This window comes from Pseudoroseicyclus sp. H15 (assembly GCF_054353345.1).
The window spans coordinates 289,039-312,511 of record NZ_JBTHJE010000003.1; the positions used below are offsets into that span (position 1 = coordinate 289,039).

At 67.9% G+C, this 23,473-nt stretch carries 27 protein-coding genes; 17 read left to right on the forward strand and 10 right to left on the reverse strand.

The genetic code is table 11. The features are described 5' to 3' along the window. Positions 1 to 88: 88 nt before the first annotated feature. Genes ACXN5S_RS08840 through ACXN5S_RS08855 form a run of 4 tightly spaced genes read right to left on the reverse strand, consistent with a single transcriptional unit; the run spans position 89 to position 3,640 of the window. Complete coding sequence (locus ACXN5S_RS08840) at positions 89 to 451, reverse strand: DUF4180 domain-containing protein (protein ID WP_458605053.1); 363 nt, start codon at positions 449 to 451, stop codon at positions 89 to 91. Positions 452 to 464: 13 nt separating this feature from the next. Further along, positions 465 to 1,739: a phosphopyruvate hydratase gene (eno, locus tag ACXN5S_RS08845; protein ID WP_458605054.1), complete on the reverse strand. Its 1,275-nt coding sequence runs from the start codon at positions 1,737 to 1,739 to the stop codon at positions 465 to 467. A 34-nt stretch (positions 1,740 to 1,773) separates the two neighbouring features. Further along, positions 1,774 to 2,730: a DMT family transporter gene (locus ACXN5S_RS08850; RefSeq protein ID WP_458605055.1), complete on the reverse strand. Its 957-nt coding sequence runs from the start codon at positions 2,728 to 2,730 to the stop codon at positions 1,774 to 1,776. Positions 2,731 to 2,779: 49 nt separating this feature from the next. Next, positions 2,780 to 3,640 (reverse strand): GNAT family N-acetyltransferase, encoded by an 861-nt coding sequence (locus ACXN5S_RS08855; RefSeq protein WP_458605056.1) that lies wholly within the window; start codon positions 3,638 to 3,640, stop codon positions 2,780 to 2,782. A 69-nt stretch (positions 3,641 to 3,709) separates the two neighbouring features. Here ACXN5S_RS08855 and ACXN5S_RS08860 point away from each other — a divergent pair, with 69 nt between their 5' ends. Beyond that, positions 3,710 to 3,838: a hypothetical protein gene (locus ACXN5S_RS08860; protein ID WP_458605057.1), complete on the forward strand. Its 129-nt coding sequence runs from the start codon at positions 3,710 to 3,712 to the stop codon at positions 3,836 to 3,838. A 1-nt stretch (position 3,839) separates the two neighbouring features. Here ACXN5S_RS08860 and ACXN5S_RS08865 read toward each other — a convergent pair whose 3' ends face one another. After that, positions 3,840 to 4,889 carry an alpha/beta hydrolase gene (locus tag ACXN5S_RS08865; protein WP_458605058.1) on the reverse strand — a complete coding sequence of 350 codons (1,050 nt, stop codon included), beginning with the start codon at positions 4,887 to 4,889 and terminating at the stop codon, positions 3,840 to 3,842. 185 nt (positions 4,890 to 5,074) lie between these two features. Further along, entirely contained in the window at positions 5,075 to 6,325 is a 1,251-nt protein-coding gene (gene tyrS, locus ACXN5S_RS08870) for a tyrosine--tRNA ligase (protein ID WP_458605059.1), read from the reverse strand. Positions 6,326 to 6,409: 84 nt separating this feature from the next. Between tyrS and ACXN5S_RS08875 the strand changes: the two genes are divergently transcribed. Next, a complete protein-coding gene (locus ACXN5S_RS08875; RefSeq protein ID WP_458605060.1) occupies positions 6,410 to 7,534 on the forward strand; it encodes an anhydro-N-acetylmuramic acid kinase in 1,125 nt (374 codons plus the stop codon). Here ACXN5S_RS08875 and ACXN5S_RS08880 read toward each other — a convergent pair. Together ACXN5S_RS08880 and soxR are read right to left on the reverse strand one after the other, a co-directional pair. Continuing rightward, positions 7,525 to 8,334: an isocitrate lyase/PEP mutase family protein gene (locus ACXN5S_RS08880; RefSeq protein WP_458605061.1), complete on the reverse strand. Its 810-nt coding sequence runs from the start codon at positions 8,332 to 8,334 to the stop codon at positions 7,525 to 7,527. The two genes, ACXN5S_RS08875 and ACXN5S_RS08880, sit on opposite strands and share 10 nt — an antisense overlap. 86 nt (positions 8,335 to 8,420) lie before the next feature. Then, complete coding sequence (gene soxR / locus ACXN5S_RS08885; RefSeq protein WP_458605062.1) at positions 8,421 to 8,873, reverse strand: redox-sensitive transcriptional activator SoxR; 453 nt, start codon at positions 8,871 to 8,873, stop codon at positions 8,421 to 8,423. Positions 8,874 to 8,975: 102 nt separating this feature from the next. On the opposite strand from soxR, the gene ACXN5S_RS08890 reads away from it, so the two are divergent. Together ACXN5S_RS08890 and ACXN5S_RS08895 are read left to right on the forward strand one after the other, a co-directional pair. Further along, on the forward strand, positions 8,976 to 9,359 hold the full coding sequence (locus ACXN5S_RS08890; RefSeq protein ID WP_458605063.1) for a VOC family protein: 384 nt from the start codon (positions 8,976 to 8,978) through the stop codon (positions 9,357 to 9,359). Positions 9,360 to 9,380: 21 nt separating this feature from the next. Further along, on the forward strand, positions 9,381 to 9,590 hold the full coding sequence (locus ACXN5S_RS08895; RefSeq protein WP_458605064.1) for a hypothetical protein: 210 nt from the start codon (positions 9,381 to 9,383) through the stop codon (positions 9,588 to 9,590). 305 nt (positions 9,591 to 9,895) lie between these two features. On the opposite strand, the gene serS is transcribed toward ACXN5S_RS08895, so the two are convergent. Beyond that, positions 9,896 to 11,188, reverse strand: coding sequence for a serine--tRNA ligase (gene serS / locus ACXN5S_RS08900; protein ID WP_458605065.1), 1,293 nt, complete (start codon positions 11,186 to 11,188; stop codon positions 9,896 to 9,898). A 272-nt stretch (positions 11,189 to 11,460) separates the two neighbouring features. Next, positions 11,461 to 12,981, reverse strand: coding sequence for a pentapeptide repeat-containing protein (locus ACXN5S_RS08905; RefSeq protein ID WP_458605066.1), 1,521 nt, complete (start codon positions 12,979 to 12,981; stop codon positions 11,461 to 11,463). Positions 12,982 to 13,112: 131 nt separating this feature from the next. Here ACXN5S_RS08905 and yajC point away from each other — a divergent pair, with 131 nt between their 5' ends. The 13 genes from yajC (at position 13,113) to ACXN5S_RS08970 (ending at position 23,375) form a co-directional block, all read left to right on the forward strand. Beyond that, complete coding sequence (yajC, locus tag ACXN5S_RS08910; protein ID WP_458605067.1) at positions 13,113 to 13,394, forward strand: preprotein translocase subunit YajC; 282 nt, start codon at positions 13,113 to 13,115, stop codon at positions 13,392 to 13,394. A gap of 3 nt (positions 13,395 to 13,397) precedes the next feature. Beyond that, a complete protein-coding gene (gene secD, locus ACXN5S_RS08915) occupies positions 13,398 to 15,059 on the forward strand; it encodes a protein translocase subunit SecD (RefSeq protein ID WP_458605068.1) in 1,662 nt (553 codons plus the stop codon). A gap of 3 nt (positions 15,060 to 15,062) precedes the next feature. Further along, positions 15,063 to 16,031, forward strand: a complete 969-nt coding sequence (secF, locus tag ACXN5S_RS08920; protein WP_458605069.1) for a protein translocase subunit SecF — start codon at positions 15,063 to 15,065, stop codon at positions 16,029 to 16,031. Positions 16,032 to 16,443: 412 nt separating this feature from the next. Further along, entirely contained in the window at positions 16,444 to 16,881 is a 438-nt protein-coding gene (locus ACXN5S_RS08925; RefSeq protein WP_458605070.1) for a DUF5333 domain-containing protein, read from the forward strand. A gap of 193 nt (positions 16,882 to 17,074) precedes the next feature. Then, the gene (nuoG, locus tag ACXN5S_RS08930; protein WP_458605071.1) at positions 17,075 to 19,093 is read left to right on the forward strand and encodes an NADH-quinone oxidoreductase subunit NuoG; all 2,019 of its coding nucleotides are present in this window, start codon (positions 17,075 to 17,077) and stop codon (positions 19,091 to 19,093) included. Between the two features lie 5 nt (positions 19,094 to 19,098). Continuing rightward, positions 19,099 to 19,479: a hypothetical protein gene (locus tag ACXN5S_RS08935; RefSeq protein WP_458605168.1), complete on the forward strand. Its 381-nt coding sequence runs from the start codon at positions 19,099 to 19,101 to the stop codon at positions 19,477 to 19,479. Positions 19,480 to 19,491: 12 nt separating this feature from the next. Next, positions 19,492 to 20,529, forward strand: a complete 1,038-nt coding sequence (gene nuoH / locus ACXN5S_RS08940; RefSeq protein WP_458605072.1) for an NADH-quinone oxidoreductase subunit NuoH — start codon at positions 19,492 to 19,494, stop codon at positions 20,527 to 20,529. Further along, complete coding sequence (locus ACXN5S_RS08945; protein WP_458605073.1) at positions 20,529 to 20,927, forward strand: hypothetical protein; 399 nt, start codon at positions 20,529 to 20,531, stop codon at positions 20,925 to 20,927. Before nuoH ends, ACXN5S_RS08945 begins: the two co-directional genes overlap by 1 nt. Before the next feature lie 22 nt (positions 20,928 to 20,949). Further along, on the forward strand, positions 20,950 to 21,444 hold the full coding sequence (nuoI, locus tag ACXN5S_RS08950) for an NADH-quinone oxidoreductase subunit NuoI (protein ID WP_458605074.1): 495 nt from the start codon (positions 20,950 to 20,952) through the stop codon (positions 21,442 to 21,444). 11 nt (positions 21,445 to 21,455) lie between these two features. Continuing rightward, positions 21,456 to 21,908 (forward strand): DUF4259 domain-containing protein, encoded by a 453-nt coding sequence (locus ACXN5S_RS08955; protein ID WP_458605075.1) that lies wholly within the window; start codon positions 21,456 to 21,458, stop codon positions 21,906 to 21,908. Further along, positions 21,905 to 22,378 (forward strand): hypothetical protein, encoded by a 474-nt coding sequence (locus ACXN5S_RS08960; RefSeq protein WP_458605076.1) that lies wholly within the window; start codon positions 21,905 to 21,907, stop codon positions 22,376 to 22,378. Before ACXN5S_RS08955 ends, ACXN5S_RS08960 begins: the two co-directional genes overlap by 4 nt. Beyond that, complete coding sequence (locus ACXN5S_RS08965; RefSeq protein WP_458605077.1) at positions 22,375 to 22,773, forward strand: carboxymuconolactone decarboxylase family protein; 399 nt, start codon at positions 22,375 to 22,377, stop codon at positions 22,771 to 22,773. Before ACXN5S_RS08960 ends, ACXN5S_RS08965 begins: the two co-directional genes overlap by 4 nt. Further along, on the forward strand, positions 22,770 to 23,375 hold the full coding sequence (locus ACXN5S_RS08970) for an NADH-quinone oxidoreductase subunit J (protein ID WP_458605078.1): 606 nt from the start codon (positions 22,770 to 22,772) through the stop codon (positions 23,373 to 23,375). The genes ACXN5S_RS08965 and ACXN5S_RS08970 overlap by 4 nt, the downstream gene beginning before the upstream one ends. Positions 23,376 to 23,473 lie beyond the last annotated feature (98 nt).

Sequence of the window (23,473 nt, forward strand, 5' to 3'; positions counted from 1 at the left end):
GCCCGCAAAACAGGGGGCAGGCAAGAGGTTTGCCGGTTTGTGAGGCGGCGGGGCAGTTCGGCAGGGTGGGGCGTGGCAGGCGCGCAGCCTACGGGCGCAGGCGGGCGGCGAGTTCGGCCTCGTCTTCGGCGAAGAGCACCTGGCCGCCCTTGTTCGCCTCGTAGCGGAAGTTCTGGAAGGCGCGGCTCTGGTCGGCGCGCCAGTCGGTGGCGCCGAGGAAGGCGACGCGCTGCCGGTAATTGGCGAATTTCTGCAGCATCAGCCCCAGTTCGCGCGTGGCAAGATCGAGGCTGCCGGGGCTGAGCCGCTCCAGCGGGATGACCAGCAGGTCGGCGTCCATGCCGTAACTCTCGCCCAGAGCGTCGAGCGCCCCCTGCTCGCCGGCCAGCCGGGGGCCGGCCTCCGGCAGAACGACCGCGCGAAGGCCGCCGATCTGCCGGACCTCTGTCATGTCAGGAGCGCCTTCACTTCAGGATCGACGTGCCGGCGAATTTCGCCGTGGCGCCCAGCATTTCCTCGATGCGGATCAGCTGGTTGTACTTGGCGATCCGGTCCGACCGGCTGAGCGAGCCCGTCTTAATCTGCCCGCAATTGGTGGCGACGGCGAGGTCGGCGATGGTGCTGTCTTCCGTCTCGCCCGAGCGGTGCGACATGACGTTGGTCATGCCGGCGCGGTGGGCCATCTCGACGGCGGTCAGCGTCTCCGTCAGCGTGCCGATCTGGTTGACCTTCACAAGCATCGAGTTCGCGGCGCCCTTCTCGATGCCCATGGCGAGGCGCTCAGGGTTGGTCACGAACAGGTCGTCGCCGACCAGCTGGATTTTGCCGCCCAGACGCTCGGTGAGCATCTGCCAGCCCTCCCAATCATCCTCCGAGCAGCCATCCTCGATGGAGATGATCGGGTAGTCGTTCACCAGCTTCTCGAGGTAGTCGACGTTCTCGGCGGAGGAGAAGGCATTCCCCTCGCCCTTCATGTCGTAGACGCCGTCCTTGTAGTATTCCGTCGCCGCGCAATCGAGCGCGAGATAGACCTGCTCACCCGGCGTGTAGGTCGCCTTCTCGATGGCGCGCAGGATGAAATCCAGCGCCTCGCGGGTGGAGGAGAGGTTGGGCGCGAAGCCGCCCTCGTCGCCGATGCCCGTCTGGTAGCCGGCGGCGGAGAGCTCTTTCTTCAGCGTGTGGAAGATCTCCGAGCCCATGCGCACGGCGTCCTGCATCGTGTGCGCAGCGACCGGCATGATCATGAATTCCTGGATGTCGATCGGGTTGTCGGCATGCTCGCCGCCGTTGATGATGTTCATCATCGGCACCGGCAGCACCCGCGCACCCGTACCGCCGACATAGCGGAAGAGCGGCTGGCCGCAGAATTCCGCCGCCGCCTTGGCCGTGGCGAGCGAGACGCCGAGGATGGCATTGGCGCCGAGCCGGCCCTTGTTCGGCGTGCCGTCGAGCTCGATCATCGCCTCGTCGATATCCACCTGGTCGGTGGCATCCATGCCGAGGATCTCTTCGGCGATCTCACCGTTCACCGCGGCCACGGCCTCGCGCACGCCCTTGCCGAGATAACGCGCCTTGTCGCCGTCGCGCTTCTCCACCGCCTCGTAGGCGCCAGTCGAGGCCCCGGAGGGCACGGCGGCGCGGCCCATCGAGCCATCTTCGAGCGTCACGTCCACTTCGACGGTCGGGTTGCCGCGGCTGTCGAGGATCTCGCGGGCGTGGATGTCGATGATGGTGCTCATGGGGCGTCCCTCTCGGCCTGTTGTGTTGCAGTTCCTATAGACCGGGCGTTGCCCGCAGGGAAGCGGCGCGCCGCTGCCGGCGCTCGCGGAAGAACGTGTAAAGGCCGGAAACCACGATCAATGCCGAGCCAAGCAGCATCGGCAGGGTGATCTCCTCGCCCAGCACCACGCTGGCAAGCACCATGGCAAAGAGGATGCGGAAGTAGCGGAAGGGGGCGATGAAGCCGAGATCGCCCACCCGCGTGGCGGCCACGATGGTGAGGTAGCCGCAGATGCCGAAGACCAGCACCAGCGGCAGAAAGGCCAGCGCCTGCCCGGTGAGCGGCGCGAAGGGCGTGCCCGAGAGCCACATGAGCAGCGCGCCCGTGGGCACCAGCGAGAGAAAGGCCGTGGCCGACAGCTGCAGCCCGGTGATGGCACGCGGCACGCTGCGGGTGGCAAGGTCGCGCCCGGCCAGGCCAAAGATGGCGAGAATGGCGAAGAGGGCGGCGGGGTCGAAGCCGGCGCCCCAGGGCTCCACCACCACGACCACGCCGGCGAAGCCCACGCTCACCGCTGTCCACCTCCGCCAGCCCACCGCCTCGCCATAGACGAGTGCAGCGCCGAGCGTCACCGCCAGCGGCACGGCCTGCAGCATGGCCGAGACGAGGGCGAGCGGGGCGAGCGACAGGGCGAGGATGTAGCCGAAGGTGCCGATGGCCTCGCCGATTGTGCGCAGCGCGACGGTGCGGCTGGCGAGGGCGCGCCAGGGCCAGGGCTCGCGGCGGATCAGCGAGAGCACGGCGAGGATCGGTGCGCCGAGGCCGCCAATGAACATCAGCATCTCGCCGGGCGGCACGCTGGCGGCGAGGAACTTGATGAACAGATCCTCCACCGCGAACAGCGCCATCGAGAGCACCATGATCAGCGCACCGCGCAGGTTTGCGGCGGTGGCGATGCTGGCGTCGTCACCGACGGCGGGGCGGGTGGAGGAGGGGCGGATCAGGCTCATACTGCCCCGTTACAGCCGCCTCGCAGACAAGGCCAGCTTGGTGAGCGGCCTAAAGCAGCGGCCGCCGCCAGCTCAGGCCCGGCAGGCGCAGCCAGGAGCCGCCGAGCGGGCGGGCAACGGCGCCGCTGCCCAGCTTGAACCGCATCAGGCCGGGCTCGGCGGCATCGACGCTGCCCAGGTCCATCCGTTCCGCTCCGGTGGCGGCGAAGCGCTGCGCCGCCAGCATCAGCCCCAGCCGGTGCGCATTGGTGCGGCGCCCCGCCTCCGACGCCCAGCCCATCTGGTAGGTCACCACGCGGCCATGCGGCAGGAAAAGCATCAGCGCCGCCAGCTCTGCCCCGGCCCGCAGCTCCAGCACCTCGCCTCCCGGCCAGCCGCGCCAGAGCCGGGCGGGCAGGGCGCGGTAGCGCCGGGCGCGGCGCTGGGCGGCCTCATGCGCAAAGAGCTCATTGGCGGCGCGCCCCTCCGCCGGGTGCCAGCGCGGGATGAGGCCGGCGCGCTCCGCCTGGTGCAGGGCGTTCCGCCAGCTCTGCGCCATGCCGGCCCGCAGCTCGTCCGCGCCGGGGCGGATGTCCCATTCCGCCACCCAGCCGGGTGTCATGACCCGGGCGAAGCCGGCCTCTGCCATGCCCTCCGGCGCGTCGGGTTCCGCCAGGCGCAGCCCCGCGCGGGTCAGCTTGGCGAGCAGGCCGAGCCGCATGATCCCCGGCAGGCAGGGGCGAAAGACGGGGCCACGCGGCGCCAGCGTCAGCCCCCAGCGGCGCAGCAGCAGGCATTGGCAGAGGATGGCGCCATCCCGCTCCATCGTCAGATGCTCCGCCGCGATGCCGCTGCGGGCGAGCGCCGCCGCGAAGGCGGGGCTCTGCTGCAGCGGCAGGGCGAGTTCGGTGATGGCGTGATCGCGCGGCATGGCGCCATTAGGCGATGATTCACCTAACGGGGGCTTAATGGCGGACGACTCAATGAGAGGAGGTTGCCCGTGCCCCGCCCCAAGCCCCCGGATCTGCCCCAGGCGCCCCGGCTCACCCCTCTCGGCGCTGCGCTGGCCGCCCTGGCCGTCGCGCTGCCGGGAGGGGCGCTGCTGATGCTGCTGGACCTGCTCTTCTAGCTCAGAGGCTGGCGAGGAAGGTGTGGAAGGCCGTGTCGAAGGCCTCCGGCTTCTCCAGATAGGGCGAGTGGCCGCATTCCTCGAAGACATGCCGCTCCACACGCCCGCCGGCGCTCTCGTAGGCGGCGAGCGCCCGCTCCGTCTGGCCGATCATCGGCTGCGGCGGGTAGACCTCTTCCCCCGGCCAGCCCGGCACGGCGCCGGCGGCCCCCAGAGCGCCCAGATCGAAGCCCGACGCGTCGGAGACGACGGCATCCTCGCGGCCGCGAATCCAGCAGATCGGCGGCGTCGGCCCCTTGGTGAAGCCGAGCGGATCGGACATGCGATGCGGCGCGAGTGCGTTGATCGGCCCCAGCTTGCCCGGTGCGGCGCCCGGCCAGTTCTCCGACGTCTCGGCATCGCCCGGGTAGTCCTCCGGCCCACAATGCTGGGCGAGGGCGGCGGTTAGGATATCCTCCATCCGCTCCGGAACGAAAGGCGGGCGCCAGACGACGGCATTGAGCACGTTGCGCGGGTGCAGTGGCGTCTCGTCACCGCGGTCACCCTCGGCGAGCAGTTTGACGAAATCGGGGTTCACCCCCGCCGCGCCCGCGCCGGCGCCATCGGGGAAGCAGGGCGTGCCATCGGCGTGGCAGCCCCCAAAGCCCCAGGGCGAGGCGGGCGCGACTTGGGTGAGCGACAGCACCAGCCCGGGGTGATCGGCCAGCAGCTGCCACAGCACGCCGCCGCCCAGCGAATGGCCAACCATATGCGCAGCCTCGATCCCCATCTCGGCCATCAGCTCGGCCAGATCGTCGGAGAAATCGCGCAGGCCGCGGGTGGCATCCACCTTCACCGCCGGGTCGCTCTCGCCGTAAGAGCGCAGGTCGGGCGCGATGGCGCGGTAGCCCTCGGGCAGGCGCAGCATCGTCTCCTCCCACCAGGTGGCGGCAGAGAGGTTGCCGTGCACGAAGAGCACCGGCGTGCCGTCCGCGGGTCCGCTCGTCAGCACGCGGGTCTCCAGCCGCGGCGTGGCGATGCGCTGCGCGTCCGTGATGGTTGGAATGCTCATGGGTTTCCTCCAGCTACCCGGGGGCTCTTCCGCCCCGTTCGGCCTCAGAATGGCCGGGCCACGAGCCTGCCGCAAGCCTCCCGGGCGCGCCCTCTCGGCGCCCCCTGTCTCACTTCGACATTCAAATATCCTCGGGGGGCCTGGGGGGCAGACAGCCCCCCGGCCTCTCAACCCGCGCCGACGCCTCAGCCCAGCGTCACCAGCGCATGCCGCTTCTTGCCGGCCGAAAGCTTCACAGGTTCGGCCAGCTCGTCCGTGCCCAGCATGAGCCCGGCATCGGTGACCGGTGCATCGGCGAGCCGCGCGCCGCCATCGGCGATGAGGCGCTTGGCCTCCTTGCCGGTCGCGGCGAGGCCGGAGCGCACGAAGAGCTGCACGATCGAGATGCCGTCCGCCACCTCGGCGGCGCTCAGCACCAGCGTCGGCAGATCGTCGCCCTGTCCGCCCTTCTCGAAGACCTCGCGGGCCGTGGCTTCCGCCGCCCGCGCCGCCTCGGCGCCGTGCAGCAGGGTGGTGACCTCGTTGGCCAGCACGATCTTCGCCTCATTGATCTCGCTGCCGCCCAGCGCGCCCAGCCGGTCGCATTCCTCGATCGGCAATTCGGTGAAGAGCTTCAGGAACTTGCCGGTGTCGGCGTCGGTCGTGTTGCGCCAGAACTGCCAGTACTCGTAGGGGCTGAGCATGCCGCCGTTCAGCCAGACGGCGCCGCCCTGGCTCTTTCCCATCTTGCGCCCGTCAGAGGTGGTGAGCAGCGGTGTCGTCAGGCCGAAGATCTCGTGATCCGCCACGCGGCGGGTCAGGTCGATGCCGTTGACGATGTTGCCCCACTGGTCCGACCCGCCCATCTGCAGCAGGCAGCCGTAGCGGCGGTTGAGCTCGAGGAAGTCGTAGGCCTGCAGGATCATGTAGTTGAACTCGAGGAACGAGAGCGATTGCTCCCGGTCGAGCCGCGACTTCACGCTCTCGAAGGAGAGCATGCGGTTGACCGAGAAGTGCCGCCCGATGTCCCGCAGGAATTCCAGGTAATTCAGCCCGTCGAGCCATTCGGCGTTGTTGAGCATGAGCGCGCCCGTCGGGTTGTCGTCATAGCTCAGGAAGGCCGAGAAGACGGCCTTCTGGCCGTCCATGTTCCTCTGGATCGCGGCATCGTCCAAGAGCGGGCGCTCGTCGGAGCGGAAGGAAGGGTCGCCCACCTTCGTGGTGCCGCCGCCCAGAAGGGTGATCGGCTTGTGGCCGGTCTTCTGCAGCCAGCGCAGCACCATGATGTTCATCTGGTGGCCGACATGCAGCGAGGCCGCGGTGGCGTCATAGCCGATATAGGCGGGAACGGGGCCCTTGGTCAGCGCCTCGTCGAGGCCCTGATAATCGGTGCAATCCTGCAGGAAGCCGCGCTCCATGAGCACGGCCATGAAATCCGATTTGGGATGGTAGGTCATCTTTGCCCCCTCATTGGCCCCTTTGCGGGCCTCGCCTGAATGGCCGGGGCGTTCTATAGGCTCCGCAAGGTCGGAGGGAAAGCCATGAACACGCGGGCAGGCAAGGCGAAGTCAGGCAGTACGGCGGGCAGCGGCCCCTGGTGGGTGGCGGGCACGATGTCGGGCACCTCGCTCGACGGGGTGGATGCGGCATTGCTGCGCACCGACGGGGTGGAGATCCTCGAGTTCGGCGCTGGCGCCTATCGCCCCTATGGCCCGCAGGAGCGGGCGGTGCTGCGCGCGGCGCTGGGCCAGTGGCAGGGGGCAGAGGTCGAGGCGGCGGCGGAGCTGGTGACACGGGCCCATGCCGAGCTGCTGGCCAAGATCGACGGGGCGGAGCTCGTCGGCTTTCACGGCCAGACGCTGGCGCATGAACCGAAAGGGCGCGGCACGCTGCAGGCCGGCGATGGCGCGGCGCTGGCCGAGGCGCTGGGCCTGCCGGTGGCCTGGGATTTCCGCTCTGCCGACGTCCAGATGGGCGGCGAGGGCGCGCCGCTGGCGCCGTTCTACCATTTCGCGCTGGCCCGGCATCTGGGCGCGGAGGCGCCGCTGGCTTTTCTGAACCTCGGCGGGGTGGGCAATCTCACCTATGTCGATCCGGCCTTCGACCGGCCCGAAGAGCCCGGTGCGCTGCTCGCCTTCGATACCGGCCCCGCCAATGCGCCGCTCGACGACCTCATTGTCAGCCGCCGGGGCCAGGATTTCGACGACGGCGGGGCGCTGGCAGCCGAAGGGATTGTCGACAATGCCGTACTCAACACCTTCCTCGAACACCGCTATTTCTCACGCATGCCGCCGAAGTCTCTCGACCGGAACAGCTTTGCCTTCGACCTCAAGCATCTTGGCGATGCCGATGCCGTCGCCACGCTGACGGCCTGCTCGGCGGCGGCGGTGATGCAGGGCATTGGCCTGCTGCCCGCCACGCCCGAGCGCCTGCTGGTAACTGGCGGTGGCCGCAAGAACGCCACGCTGATGGCGATGATCGCGGCCTCCGTCGATTGCGACGTCATGCCGGTGGAGGAGGTGGGCCTCGACGGCGACCTGCTGGAGGCGCAGGCCTTCGCCTATCTCGCCGCCCGCGTGGCGCGGGGCCTGCCGACAAGCTGCCCGGGCACCACCGGCGTCGGGGCGGCGGTGGGCGGCGGCATCCTCTCACGCCCTCAGGCGTAGCGGGAGAGCAGCGCGTCGACCTCCTTGCCGGAGGCGCCCTGGCCGAGCCCGGTGAACCGCCCCTCGCCGAACATCTCCGCTCCGGCCCGCATGATCGTGCCATGAACCGCCCGCGCCAGAGCGGAGCCGAGAGAGACGCGCGCCGCGCCGATGGCGCCGAACTCCGCGAGGCTGCGATCAGTGTAGCGGATCATCAGCACGTTGACCGGGGCCGCGGCGGCGGCGATCAGGCGCGCCATCTCCTCCATTGAGGGCAGGACGGGGGCGTAGAGGCAATCGGCCCCGGCCGCCTCGAAGGCCTGCACCCGCGAGATGGCCTCATCGACGTCATAGGCCCCGTGCATCACGCCATCGGCGCGGGCGGTGAGCACGAAGTCGCGGGGCAGGGCGCGGGCGGCAGATGTGGCGGCGCGGATGCGCTCGGCGGCCAGATCGGCGGGGTATGGGGTGCCATCGGGGCTGACATCCTCGATGCAGATGCCGGCGAGACCGATTTCGGCGGCGAGGCGCACCGTCTCGGCGCAGACCTCCGGCGCGTCGCCATAGCCGTTCTCGAAATCGCCCTGCACGGGCAGGGGTGTCGCCGCCACCAGCGCCTCGGCATGGGCCAGCGCCTCGTCGCGCGAGGTCTGCGTGTCGGGCCGGCCGAGGGTAAAGGCAAGGGCGGCCGAGGAGGTGGCGAGTGCCTGGGCGCCGAGCCCGGCCATCAGCCGCGCCGAGCCGGCATCCCAGACATTGGCGAGGATGAAAGGGCGGCCGGGCCGGTGCAGGGCGCGGAAAGTGGCTCCGATATCGGGCATGGGCGTGTCTCCGGGGCAGGGCGCGCACCTATACGGCGGGCGCGGCGTGGTCTGCCCACACCTTGCGCCTGCGGGGGCGCCTCCGGTCAACCCGGAAGCTGACCCTTCTCGTCCAGCAGGCGGCGCGGGCCAGGCCCCTCTTGCGCGGCCTCATCGGCCGGGTTGTGCAGCGCACAGGTCTCAAGGCTCAGGCAGCCGCAGCCGATGCAGCCGTCGAGCTTGTCGCGCAGCCGCTCCAGTGCCGCGATGCGGGCGTCGATCTCCACGCGGAAATCGGTGGACAGGCGCGTCCAGTCGGCCTTCGTGACCTTCCTATCGTCCGGCAACTCTTCGAGCAGCGCGGCGATGCGGGCGAGGGGGAAGCCGAGGCGCTGGGCGACCATCACGAAGGACAGGCGGCGGATGTCGGCCCGGTCATAGCGCCGGTGTCCGCCGGCGTTGCGCAGCGGTCGGACGATGCCGTGCTCTTCGTAAAAGCGGATCGCCGAGACGGCGAGGCCCGTCCTCTCCGCCACATCTCCGATCGCCAAACCACTCATGGCAACTCCAATCTCTACTCGCGAACAACAAAACACCGCTTGATCTAAAGTGCACTTGAGAAAGTAAACCTGATTCGAACAGTGATGAGAGAGGGACTTTCCATGGCACGGCTCGAACATGTCAACGTCACGGTCGCCGATCCGGTGGCGACGGCAGAGATGCTCTGCAAGCTCTTCGGCTGGCAGATCCGCTGGCAGGGCACGGCGATCCACGGCGGCCATACCGTACATGTCGGCGGTGACGACACCTATCTGGCGCTCTACACCGGCCCCGGCGGCCGTGCGCAGCAAGAGGCGAGCGACAGCTATTCGCAGCGCGCCGGGCTGAACCATATCGGCGTGGTGGTCGACGATCTCGACGCCGCCGAGGCCGGCGTGACCGCCGCCGGCTACGAGCCGCATTCGCATGCCGATTACGAACCGGGGCGGCGTTTCTACTTCCGCGAAGAGAACGGCGTCGAGATCGAGGTGGTCAGCTACGACTGACCGCTCCCCCGGGAGAGTGACATGATACATCAGGAATTTGCCGCCCTCGCCGCCCCGCGCGGCGAGGGGCCGGGGGCGGCATGCCCGCTGCCGGGCCTGCGCGGCGGCATCGCGGCGCGGCTGCTGGCCGGGGTGCGGTTTGATCCGCCGCCTGCTGCGCCGGGGCCGAGCGTGCCGGTCTGGAGCTTCAGCCTGGGCCGCTTGACCCTCACGCTGCGTGAGGCCCCATAAGGGCTCCCATGCGCGATTGGGGTAGGGAATATACGGTGTCGGAGCTGGCGGGGCTGGCCGGGGTGAGCGCTGAAGGAGGCCGAGGCCGGGCTGGTCGCCGCCTTCGAGGCTGGGGAGACCGGCCCCGGCGCAGCAGAGGCCTTCGACCGCCACCGCGCCCTGATTGCGAGGAAGTGGGGCAGAGCCTGCCCGCCGGACGCCTACGCCGCCACACTCCGCCCCTGACGGGCCGGCTCGCCGGGCGCAGACTCCCCTTTCATCTGGCCAAAAATACCTTGGGGGTGTGGGGGCAGCGCCCCCGCCCGTCAGGCCAGCGCGCCCTCTGCCGTGATGCGCGTCGCGCCCCGCAGATAGGGGTGCAGCGCGGCGGGCAGGGTGACGGAGCCGTCCTCTTCCTGGCCGTTCTCCACCACCGCGATCAGCGTACGGCCGACGGCGAGGCCTGAGCCGTTGAGCGTGTGCACGAACTCCGGCTTGCCGCCGCCTTCGGGCCGGTAGCGGGCGTTCATGCGGCGGGCCTGGTAGTCGCCGGCGACGGAGACGGAGCTGATCTCGCGGTAGGTGTTCTGGCCCGGCAGCCAGACCTCGAGGTCATGCGTCTTGCGCATGCCGGCGCCGAGATCGCCGGTACAGAGCACGACCCGGCGGTAGGGCAGCTGCAGCTTCTCGAGGATCGCCTCGGCGCGCTCGGTCATGCGCTCATGCTCGTCGGCCGAGGTCTCGGGCGTGGTGATCGAGACCATCTCGACCTTCTCGAACTGGTGCTGGCGGAGCATCCCCGAGGTGTCGCGCCCGGCCGAGCCGGCTTCGGAGCGGAAGCATTGGGTATGGGCGACATAGCGCTGGGGCAGGGTGGCCTCGTCGAGCAGCTCGCCGTTGACGAGGTTGGTCAGCGTCACCTCGGCGGTGGGGATGAGCCACCATCCGTTGGTCGTCTGGTAGCTGTCCTCGCCGAACTTCGGCAGCTGCCCGGTGCCGATCATCATCTCCTCGCGCACCAGCACGGGGGTGATCGTCTCCTGCAGGCCATGCTCCTCGACATGCGTATCGAGCATGAACTGGGCGAGCGCCCGATGCAGGCGGGCGGCGGCGCCTTTCAGCACCACGAAGCGGCTGCCGGAGAGTTTGGCGCCGGCCTCGAAATCGAGCCCCGCAGCCACGCCGGCGACCTCGTAATGCTCCTTCGGGGTGAAGGAGAAGTTGCGGGGGGAACCCCAGCGCTTCAGCTCGACATTGTCATCCTCGTCGGCGCCGTCGGGGATGGCGTCGTCAGGCAGGTTGGGGATGCCGAGGAGCATCTCGCGGAGCTTGGCGTCCTCCGCCTTCGCCTCCTCGTTGAGGCGGGCGACCTCGGCCTTCTTCTCGGCGACGAGGGCGCGCAGGCGCTCGAACTCGGCGTCATCGCCCGAGGCCTTGGCCGCGCCGACCTGCTTGGAGGCGCGGTTCTGCTCGGCCTGCGCCTCTTCGGCGGCCTGGATCTTGGCGCGGCGTGCCTCATCGAGGCTCAGGATGTCGGAGGAGATCGCAGACATGCCCCGGCGGCCCAGGGCCGCATCGAAGGCCTGCGGGTTGTCGCGGATGGCGCGGATGTCGTGCATGTCCTCTCTCCTTGGCTTGAGGTGAGGCGGATATGCCGGAGATGGCGGCTGAGGGGAAGGGTTCAGTCAGGTTCGCGGGGGGCGTCTTCGGGGCGGTAGTTGGTGGGATCGTCCAGCCACTTTTGCCATTGTTCTTCAAAGTGCGCGGAATGGATGGTGAAGTCGGGCCAGTGATCCGGGCGCGGGGTTTCGACACCGTTCACGACTGGTCGTCTCACTGAGGCATCGCCGAACATTGAAGAGAGGTGATCGGCAACTTCTGCTACTTTCTCCTAATCCACATCCCTTGCCGCAGCACCTCGAAGAGTAGCTGCGGCAAGGGATGTACGGCTATCCAGATGCGCCTCCGTGAGGTCCGCCCCCTCCAGATGCGCCCCCGTTAGGTCCGCCCCCTCCAGATGAGCTCCCCAGAGGACTGCCCCCTCCAGATGCGCCCCCGTGAGGTCCGCCCCCTCCAGATGCGCCCCCGTGAGGTCCGCCCCCTCTAGATGCGCCCCCCTGATGTCCGCCGCCTCCAGATGCGCCTCCGCGAGGTCCGCCGCCTCCAGATGCGCCTCCTCGAGGTCCGCCGCCTCCAGATGCGCCTCCTCGAGGTCGGCCCCCTTCAGATGCGCCCCCCAGAGGACCGCCCCCTCCAGATGCGCCCGCCAGAGGAACGCACCCTCCAGATGCGCCCCGTTGAGGAACGCCCCCTCCAGATGAGCCCCACCTAGCTGCGCTCGTTCGAAAGCTGCTTCGGCGAAGTCGGCGCGGCGCCCGTTCAGCTGGCGGAGGTCGTGGGTGTGTGGAAGGGGGATGCTGCGCCAGTCTTCAACTTTGCGGCTGTATTCGTTGCGCGCCTGCCTCCACGCGTCAGGTTTGACGTCCTGCTCGCCGGGCCGATAGCTGAAGAATGAACCGACGGCCTCCTGGAATGTCGGGGCACGTCCCCTTTCGATCGCCCATTGGGCGGGGGCACGTCTTTTCAGGACGGTCAGGCCAGTCTGAATGTCGGACGTGGGAGGCTTCGACGGCAGCCATGCCTCAAGCCAGTTGCGAATTTCCGTCCGATACTCATCGCCGCCTTGCCCAGCCCACTCCGGCTTCTGCGGCAAGGGCGCCACGTCTTCGGCTTTGGCATTCTCCCGCAGATAGGCCGTCAGCGTTTCCATAATCTGGATGTGCATGTCGTCGTTGGCGCGCGAGAGGCGCTCCAGCGACAGGATGGCGCCGATGCGGACCTCGGTGTTGCGCTCGGTTTCGTCGCGGAAGGTCGGGCGGCCTTCGGTGTCGAGCACTGGCGCGCCCGCATCGTCTTTCGCAGCCACGCGCATCACCCGGACAGCGCCGAGATTTTCGATGGCCTTGTTGAAGAGTTCGGTCTTGTGGTTTTCCTCGTCGACTTTCGTGCGCCGCTCATCATTGCGCTGCCGCAACAGCGTGAAGGGGAAAGCCACGATGCCGCCGAGCGCGGCGATCAGGCCGGCGAGGGTGAGGAGCGACCAGCGGAAGGCGACGGCCTCCTCGTCCGTCTGCGGCAAGGGCGTCGAAGCGCTGTGGATCGCAAGCCAAAGGATGCCGACGAAGAGGACCAAGAAGAGGCAGAGCCAGACGAGAACGAAGGGGATGGCCAGCCAGTGCGGCACCCAAGCCGCGCCGAGCCGGGCGAGCTGACCAGTGAGCCAGGACTTTCTGTCAGAAGGCAGCATCCAGTAGACCACCAGCGACACCATCGTCACAAGCGCCACCAATCCCAAAACCGCCAGTTCCCGCTCCGTCAGCGGTATCGTCAGTGTGACGCCTCTGTCCCCCATCCCCCTAGCCCTCCATCCCGCTCTCCCCTATATCGCCAGCCGAACCCCCGGTGGACAAGCCATTCCGCCGATCCTAGGGTGCCGCACCCGTCCGAGGGGGCCCCAAAGGCCCCGCCCAAAAGAGAGGTCCCATGGAAGGCATTGCGTCCATCGTCCCGCTGATCGCGATCTTCGCGATCATGTATTTCTTCCTGATCCGTCCCCAGCAGAAGAAGGTCAAAGAGCACCAGGCGATGGTGCAGGCCCTGCGGCGCGGCGATCAGGTCGTCACGCAGGGCGGCATCGTCGGCAAGGTCTCCCGCGTGAAGGAAGGCGACGAGATCGAGGTCGAGATCGCCTCGGGCGTCACCGTCCGCGTCGTCAAGGCCACGATCGCGCAGGTCATCTCCAAGACCGAGCCGGCCAAGAGCTAAGACATGTTGCACATCCCTCTTTGGCGGCGTCTGGCGATCTGGGCCGTATGCCTCGCCGGGCTGCTTCTGGCGTTGCCCAACGCCTTCTATTCGCGGGTCGAGCGCTCGAATGACGCCGAAGCCGCCATCGAGCGGGGCCTGACCACGCCGGAGCTAGAGGCCGAGGCCGCGCTCTGGCCGTCGTGGCTGCCCGACGGGCTGGTGAACCTCGGGCTCGACCTGCGCGGCGGGGCACATCTGCTCGCCGAAGTGCAGGTCACCGACGTCTACGCCGCCCGGATGGAGGCCCTCTGGCCGGTGCTGCGCGACACGCTCGCCGCCGAGCGCGATACCGTGGGCTTCGTCACGCGCGAAGACGCGCCCCCCGGCGAGCTGCGCGTGCGCATCTCGGAAGCCTCGGGCGCCGAAGAGGCGCTGCGGCTGGCCCGCGGGCTGGCCACGCCGGTGACCACGCTCACCGGGGCCGGTGCCTCCGATCTCGATATCTCGATGAACGGCGCGCTGATGACGGTTCAGCTCTCGGCCGCCGAGAAAGAGGCGAGCGACGACCGCACCGTCCGCCAGGCGCTGGAGATCGTGCGCCGCCGGATCGACGAGGTCGGCACGCGCGAACCCACCATCATTCGCCAAGGGGAGGATCGCATCCTCGTGCAGGTGCCGGGTGTCGGCTCTGCCCAGGAGGTGAAGGACATCATCGGCACGACGGCGCAGCTGACCTTCCAGCCGGTGCTGAACCGCACCACCGATTCCGACGTCACCGCGCCCGCCGGGGCCGAGGTTCTGCCCGCGCTCGACGAGCCGGGCGTGTTCTACGTGCTTGAGACGGCGCCCGTCGTCACCGGCGAGGAGCTGACCGACGCGCAGCCGAGCTTCGACCAGAACGGCCGGCCGGCGGTGAGCTTCCGCTTCAATCCTTCGGGCGCCCGCGCCTTCGGTGAATATACCGCCGAGAATATCGGGGCGCTCTTTGCCATCGTGCTGGATGACGAGGTCGTCTCGGCCCCGCAGATCCAGTCGGCCATTCCGGGCGGCTCGGGCATCATCACCGGCCGCTTTACGGTGGAGGAATCCACCAATCTCGCCGTGCTGCTGCGTGCAGGTGCCCTGCCGGCCGAGCTGACCTTCCTCGAAGAGCGGACCATCGGGCCGGAGCTCGGGCAGGACAGCATCGACGCTGGCAAGCTCGCCGCCATCGTGGGCGGCATCGCCGTCATCGCGGTGATGTGGGTGACCTACGGGCTCTTCGGCTTCTTTGCCAATATCGCGCTTGTCATCAACATGATCCTGCTCTTCGGAGCGCTGTCGCTCCTGGGGGGCACGCTGACGCTGCCGGGCATCGCCGGCATCGTGCTGACGATGGGTATGGCGGTGGACGCCAACGTGCTGGTCTACGAGCGCATACGGGAAGAGTTGAAAACCGCGAAGGGCCCCGCCCGCGCGATCCAGCTCGGCTACGAGCGCGCGATGTCGGCCATTGTCGACGCCAACATCACCACGCTGATCACCGCCGTCATCCTCTTCACGCTCGGGCAGGGGCCCGTGCGGGGCTTCGCCATCACGCTCGGTCTCGGCATCATCACCTCGGTCTTCACCGCCCTCTTCGTGACGCGCATCCTCGTCGTCATGTGGTTCGAGCGGCGCCGGCCCAAGACGATCAGGATCTGACCCATGCCCTTCCGCATCGTCCCTGACGAAACCAATATCAACTTCTTCAAGGCCGCCCGGGTGACCTTCGGTGGCTCGGTGGTGCTGCTGATCGCCGCGGTGATCCTGTTCTTCACCATGGGGCTGAACTACGGGATCGACTTCACCGGCGGCACCTCGATCCGCACCCAGGCCGAACAGCCTGTGGATGTAGGCGAGTACCGCGCCGCGCTCGAGCCGCTGGGCCTGGGCGACGTCGCCATCTCGGAAGTGTTCGACCCGTCGTTCGCCGAGAACAAGCATGTCGCGCAGATCCGCATTCAGGCGCAGAACGGCGAAGCCTCTGTCAGCACCGACATGATGGGCAACGTGCAGGCCGCGCTGCAGGAGATGGACCCGACGCTGGAATTCACTGCGGTGGATTCGGTCGGTGGCAAGGTCTCCGGCGAGCTGATCTGGACAGCCGTGCTGTCGGTCGCCGGGGCCATGGCGGCCATCGTGATCTACATCTGGCTGCGCTTCGAATGGCAGTTCGCGCTCGGGGCCATCGTGGCGCTGCTGCACGACGTGGGGCTGACGATCGGGCTCTTCGCGCTGTTCCAGATCAAGTTCGATCTGGCGATCATCGCGGCGCTGCTGACCATCGTGGGCTACTCGATCAACGATACCGTCGTCGTGTTCGACCGGACGCGGGAGAACCTGCGCAAGTACAAGACCAAACCGCTGGTCGATGTTCTCAACCTCTCGGCCAACGAGACGCTGAGCCGCACGGTCATGACCTCCGGCACCACTCTGGTGGCGCTGATCGCGCTGCTGGTGCTGGGCGGCGACGTGATCCGTGGCTTCGTCTTCGCGATCACCTGGGGGATCATCGTCGGGACCTATTCCTCGATCTACATCGCCAAGAACATCGTGCTGATGCTCGGTGTGAAGCGGGAATGGGACAAGCCGGTGAAGCCTACCGGCGGGCAGTTCTCGAACGTCGACGCCTGAACGGGGTGGGGCGGACCCCGCCCCACCGCGACTTCTCCGCTCCGCACCCCGCGCGGAATCAAGGCCTTCAGGCCGCCGCGCGAGCGCCGGCCCGTTCCGGCGGGCTGGCGCTCTGGCTGCCGTCAGCGCTTAGCCCTCCGCAGGGAGGGGCATTGCTGGCATAAATCGCAATAGCTCAAACCGAGCGACGCCACCCCACGGGCCGGCGTGCGAGGACGCCGCGGGCGTCAGAGGTCTCCCCGCGCGACTCCGCCGCTCAGAATCGCAGCTGTGATCGGGCGCGTCTGGCGGGATGCCGCCCATCCTCATCGACTCGCGACATCGCGATATTGAATAACCGCGCGTCTGGTCCAATCTCGATGGTGAAGGAGCCCGCAGAGGCTCCCCGTCCATTGAGAAAGAGAGCAGCCCCATGTCCACCCGCCGCCGCAAGAGCCCGCGCATGGCCGTCCAGTTCACCTCGGCCGCGGGAATGATCCTCGGCATTTCGCTGCTGGCCGGTGCCAGCGCCGCCAAGCCCGGCCTCGGCGAAGTGCCGGAGATCACCGAAGGGCTGATCAACACCGCCATCGCCTACGAGATCTCGGAAGTTTGCGGTGATCTCAGCCCGCGCTGGCTGCATGGCGTGGCCGTGCTGAACGGGCTGCAGAATTACGCCCGCGAGCTCGGCTATACCAAGGACGAGATCGACGCCTTCATCGACGACCGCGCCGAAAAGGCCCGGCTGGAGGGAATCGCCCGCGAGCGCCTTGCCGCCCTCGGCGCCATTCGCGGCGATGAGGCGACCCATTGCACCGTCGGCCGGGCCGAAATCGAGAAAGGCTCGCCCATCGGCGCCTTGCTGCGCTAGCGTTTCGGCCCGCTTAAGGCGGGCCCCACAGCGCCTCACAAACAGGCCGCCCGCCGCAATCTGGCGGGCTGCCGTCGCGCCCAGGCCGCTTTGTGCCCTTAGGCGTCTTTTCTCCCCCGCCGAGCCGCGCTAGAAGGCCCGAAAACCGGCGCCGCCGGATCGGCGCCGCCCGCGGGCGAAAGGGGCCAGTGCCATGAGCGACCTCAAGACAGTCATCATCGACGGCCAGGAGATCGAAGTTCCCGGGGCGATGACCCTGATCCAAGCCTGTGAGCAGGCCGGTATCGAGATCCCCCGCTTCTGTTATCACGAGCGCCTGAGCATCGCCGGCAATTGCCGGATGTGCCTGGTCGAGATCGTCGGCGGCCCGCCCAAGCCCGCCGCCTCCTGCGCCATGCAGGTGAAAGACCTTCGCCCCGGCAAGAACGGCGAACCGCCGGTCGTGAAGACGAACTCTCCCATGGTCAAGAAGGCCCGCGAGGGGGTGATGGAGTTCCTGCTCATCAACCACCCGCTCGATTGCCCGATCTGTGACCAGGGCGGCGAGTGCGACCTGCAAGATCAGGCGATGGCCTATGGTGTCGACTTCTCGCGCTACCGGGAGCCTAAGCGGGCGACGGAGGATCTCGATCTCGGCCCGCTGGTCGAGACGCATATGACGCGCTGCATCTCCTGCACCCGCTGCGTGCGCTTCACGACCGAGGTCGCCGGCATCTACTCGATGGGCCAGACCGGTCGCGGCGAAGATGCCGAGATCACCAGCTATCTCGGCGAAACGCTGCATTCCAACATGCAGGGCAACATCATCGACCTCTGCCCCGTTGGCGCCCTGGTGTCCAAGCCCTATGCCTTCACGGCCCGCCCGTGGGAGCTGAGCAAGACCGAAACGATCGACGTGATGGACGCCCTCGGCTCGAACATCCGCGTCGATGCGAAGGGGCGCGAGGTCATGCGCATCCTGCCCCGCAACCATGACGGCGTGAACGAGGAGTGGATCTCCGACAAGACGCGCTTCGTCTGGGACGGTCTGCGCCGCCAGCGGCTCGACAAGCCCTACATCCGCGAGAACGGCAAGCTGCGCGCCGCGACCTGGGGCGAGGCGCTCCAGAAGACCGCCGAGGCGGTCAAGGGAGCGAAGAGCCTCGCCGGCCTCGTCGGTGATCTGGCCTCCACCGAGGCGGCCTATGCGCTGAAGCTGCTGATCGAAGGGCAGGGCGGTGTCGTGGAATCCCGCACCGACGGCGCCAAGCTGCCCGCCGGCAACCGGCTCGGCTATGTCGGCAACGCCCGGATCGAGGATATCGATACGGCGGACAATATTATCCTGATCGGCACCAACCCGCGTGAAGAAGCGCCGGTGCTGAACGCCCGCATCCGCCGCGCCTGGCTGCGCGGCACCAAGGTGGCCCGCATCGGCGAAGTCGCCGATCTCACCTATGACGTCGCCGACATCGGCGAAGGCCGTGAGGCACTGGCGAAGCTGGCGGAATACGACCATTCCGACAAGCAGGGCAGCGCCGGCGTCATGATCATCGGGCAGGGCGCGCTGACGGGCGATGACGGCGCTGCCGTTCTCGCTACCGCGCTGAAGACGGCCAAGGCCGCCGGCTCCCGCGTGATGATCCTGCACACGGCCGCGGGCCGCGTCGGCGCGCTCGATATCGGCGCCACGGCGCCCGGTGGTCTGGCCGAGGCGCTCTCGGCCGACGTCATCTACAACCTCGGCGCCGACGAGCTCGACATGCCCGAGGGGGCGTTCGTGATCTATCAGGGCAGCCATGGCGACCGGGGCGCGCATCGCGCCGATGTCATCCTGCCCGCCGCCGCCTATACCGAAGAGGCCGGCCTTTTCGTGAACACCGAAGGGCGCCCGCAGCTCTCCGCGCGCGCCGGCTTCCCGCCGGGCGAGGCGAAAGAGAACTGGGCCATCCTGCGTGCCCTTTCCGGCGAGCTCGGCGCCACACTGCCCTTCGACACGCTGGCCGCCCTGCGCACCAAGCTGGTCGAGGCCGTGCCGCATCTCGGCGAGATCGACGAGGTTGCCGAGAACACCGGCGATCTGCCGGAAGGTGGCGACATGGGCGAGGGGGCCTTCACCTCGACCGTCAGCGATTTCTACCTCACCAACCCGATTGCCCGCGCCTCTGCCCTGATGGGCGAGATGTCTGCCCGCGCCGCCGCGCGCGGGGCCGAGAAGATCGCCGCGGAGTGAGAGGGATCGTGTCGGTGATCTCCGCCGCGGCATCGCTTGCCGCCTGCGCCGCGCCCGAGCCATCGGGCGCCCCGCAGAATGCGGAATATCTGGGTGTCGCGACGCGCCTGCTCGACGGTGATCTCGTGGATTTCGAGGTCGCCATGCGGGGTGGCAACGGCGCCGGCGATGCCACGCGCTATGCCGAATGCGCGGCAGCACAATATGCCCTGATCCGGGGCTACGGCTTTGCGCGCCACGTGCGCACGCTGACCGAGGAAGAGGGTGGCATCTGGCGGGCGGATGCTGTTTACACCATTTCGGCGGCGCTGCCGGATGGCCTGCGCACGATTGACGCCGAGATCACGGTCGCCGAATGCGCCCAGGCCGGAATCCCGACGGTATGACGAGAGGGAGCCATGTCGTTTTTCACTGACACCAATTTCGGCATTCTGCTCCTGATCATCGGGCAGTGCCTTCTCATCCTGGTGCCGCTGCTCGTGGCGCTGGCCTTCCTGCTTTATGCCGACCGGAAGATCTGGGCGGCCGTGCAGATCCGCCGCGGCCCCAACGTCGTTGGCCCCTTCGGCCTGCTGCAGAGCTTTGCCGACTTCATCAAGTACATCGTCAAGGAAGTGGTGGTGCCCGCGGGCGCGGACCGCACCGTCTTCTTCCTTGCGCCGCTTCTCGCCTTCGCCCTGCCGGTGGTGGCCTATGCCGTCATCCCGTTCAACGACGGCTGGGTGATGGCCGATATCAACGTCGCCATTCTCTATGTCTTCGCCATTTCCTCCCTCGAGGTCTACGGCGTGATCATGGGGGGCTGGGCGTCGAACTCGAAATATCCCTTCCTCGGGTCCCTGCGCTCCGCCGCGCAGATGATCTCTTACGAGGTCTCGATCGGCCTCATCATCATCGGTGTGATCATCTCGACCGGCTCGATGAACCTCACCGCCATCGTGCATGCGCAGGAAACGGGCTGGGGCCTTCTCGGCTGGTACTGGCTGCCGCATTTCCCGATGCTGATCCTCTTCTTCATCTCCGGTCTCGCCGAGACGAACCGCCCGCCGTTCGACCTGCCCGAGGCGGAATCGGAACTCGTGGCCGGCTACCAGGTGGAATATTCCTCGACGCCGTTCCTGCTGTTCATGATCGGCGAATACGTCGCCATGGTGCTGATCTGCTCGCTGGTGTCGCTGCTGTTCCTCGGCGGCTGGCTGTCGCCCATCCCGGGCCTGCCTGACGGCTTCCTGTGGATGTTCGGCAAGATCCTGTTCTGCTTCTTCATCTTCGCCCTCGTGAAGGCCATCACGCCCCGCTACCGCTACGATCAGCTCATGCGCCTTGGCTGGAAAGTCTTCCTGCCGTTCTCTCTATTTTGGGTCGTGCTGATCGCTTTCCTCGCCAAGTTCGAGGTGGCGGGCGGCTTCTGGGCCCGCTGGGCCGTGGGGGTGTGATGCAGACGCTGCGCCTCGCCCTTGCGCTGTCTTTCCTGCCGCTCGCCGCGGCCGCGCAGGATTGCGATACCGTCTGGACGGCGCTCGGCGGCGTGCCGGGCCTGACCCTGCCGGAGCCGGTGGAAGGTGAGAGCCTGGAGCTGACGCGCTACCGCGCAGGCGCCGCGATCTTCGCCGATATCGAGGAAGAGCTCGAAGGCCAGGACGTGGCGGCCTACGAGGCCGCGGGCGGCACCAAGATGCTGGCCGCGCTGAAGCTGAACTTCGGCGACAAGCTGATGACCTGCTACGCGGATGCCGCGGCCACCGAGGCCGGGGACTTCGTCACTGAGACCGAGACAGCCATGCCGGCGGAGGAGCGCGCAGCGCTCGTCACGGCGTGGAGCCTGTCCGAATGATGCCGATCTAGAGGAACGAGCCATGACCCAGATCGACTATACCCGCGCCGCAAAGTACTTCTTGCTGAGCGATTTTCTGAAGGGCTTCCGGGTGGGGATGAAGTACTTCTTCAAGCCCAAGCCCACGGTGAACTACCCGCACGAGAAGGGCCCGCTGTCGCCCCGCTTCCGCGGTGAGCACGCCCTGCGCCGTTATCCCAACGGGGAAGAGCGCTGCATCGCCTGCAAGCTGTGCGAGGCGATCTGCCCCGCGCAGGCCATCACCATCGATGCCGAACCGCGTGAGGATGGCAGCCGCCGTACCACGCGCTACGACATCGACATGACGAAGTGCATCTATTGCGGCTTCTGTCAGGAGGCTTGCCCGGTCGACGCCATCGTCGAGGGGCCGAACTTCGAATTCTCCACCGAGACGCGTGAAGAGCTGTTCTACGACAAGGAAAAGCTGCTGGCGAACGGCGACCGCTGGGAAGCCGAGATCGCCCGCAACCTCGAAATCGACGCGCCCTACCGCTGAGGAGCTGACGCATGGGAGCCTGGGGCCCCGGACCGTTCGACAATGACGACGCGATGGACCTGCTGCTCGACTACGAGGAGCGGGGCGTAGAGCCGTTGCTCGAAGTTCTGGCGCTGCCCGACGATGCGCTCGGCGACGGCTTCATCGATGCACCGCTTGGCGGCCAGTTGATCGCGCTCGGCGAGATCGTGGCCGCAAGCCATGGCCACCCGCGTACCTCGGGCCCCTCGGATTTCGCCATGGGCGCCGATCCGCACCGGCTGCTCAAGCAGATGACTGCCCATGCAGAGGCTGTGCGGGCCGAGCCGAAGCTGCTCGCCGGCGCGCGTGGCGCGGTGACCGGCGTTCTGGCCAATCCCAAGGTCTCCGAGCTTGGGGCCGTTTGGCAGGAGGGCGGGCAGCTCGATGCCTTCGCCCAGACGATCAACGATATCGAGATCCGGCTGCGGAGGGTCGCGGAATGAGTGACGCCGCCACCCTGAGCCGCCCGCTGCCCCTGCCGGAAGGCTGGGCCGCGCTGGCCGATGCGCAGGACTGGCTCGATCAGGCCGCCGCCGGGGGCTACGCGGCCCTCAGTGCAGCCTTTCAATCCGCCATCCGCGAAGAGGCCGCCGGCAACTTCGGCGCGTCGGAGCTTGATGGCGCCACCGCCGCCCTGCTGATCCTCGCCGAGGCGCATGGGGTCACGACAGCCTGGCGCGCCCAGGTTCTCGCCGCGCTGACGCCCGATGAGCTGCAGGCCATCCGCCGCGACACCCCGCTGGCCGAGGGTGCCGCTGCGGCCCGGGCTATGGCGCGCGCGCTGAGGGCGGGGCAGGTGGCCGAAACCTGGAAGACGCCTGCGCATCAGGCCGCCCATCTGGCGCTGGCCGAAGAGCTCGCGAAGGTCTTTGCTGCCATTCCCTCCGCCCAATATGGGGAGAGCGCCCGATGAGCAGCCAGAACCCCTTCGAGGCCATGATGAAGGCCGGGCAGGATTGGGCGAAGACCATGAACCCGGCACTCGAAAGCTTCAGCCCCAAAGGCTTCGAGGCGCTCTGGCCGACCATGCCCAAAGAGGTTCTGGAAACCTTCTGGGGCAAGACGTTCAACCCAGAGGGGCTGGATTCGAAGACACGCCTTCTGATGACGCTGATGGGCCTGACGGTTCTGGGCGCGCAGGGCGAGTCGCAGATCCGCCTGACGGTGCGCCACGCCATCACGGCTGGCGCGAGCAAACAGGAAGTGGCCGAAACCATCCAGATGGCCGGCCTGTTCGGCGGCCTGCCCGCGATGAGCAAGGCGCTGGAACTGGCCAAAGAGGCCATGGACAAGGAGAGTGACCCATGAGTGTAGCCGCTCTTGCCTTCTATCTTTTCGCGATCTCCACGCTGGGCGGCGGTCTGATGACCGTTCTGGCCCGCAACCCGGTGCATTCGGTGCTCTGGCTGATCCTCGCCTTCCTCTCCGCCGCCGGGCTCTTCGTGCTCGCCGGGGCAGAGTTCGTGGCGATGCTGCTGATCATCGTCTACGTCGGCGCCGTGGCGGTGCTGTTCCTCTTCGTCGTCATGATGCTCGATATCGACTTCGCCGAGCTGAAGGCCGAAATGGCGCGCTACATGCCACTTGCCCTGCTGATCGGCATCGTCATCCTCATGCAGCTCGGCCTGGCCTTCGGGGTTTGGGAGTTCGGCGAAGGTGTCGAAGAGCGTCTGGTCGCCCCGATGGGCACGGGTGTGAACACGCAGCTGCTCGGCCTCGTGATCTACGACGATTACTTCCTGCTCTTCCAGCTCGCCGGCCTGATCCTGCTGACCGCGATGATCGGGGCCATCGTCCTGACGCTGCGCCACCGGCCCGACGTGAAGCGCCAGAACGTGATGGCGCAGATGTCGCGCGATCCGGAGAAGGCGATGAAGCTGAAGGACGTCAAGCCCGGTCAGGGCCTGTGATGCACAGGGCCGGAGCGGGGGGCGCGCCGGCCGGGACAAAGGCGGCGCCTGTGGCCCGGCGCCGCCATTCCCATGCGTCGAGGAGCGCGCAACGCACC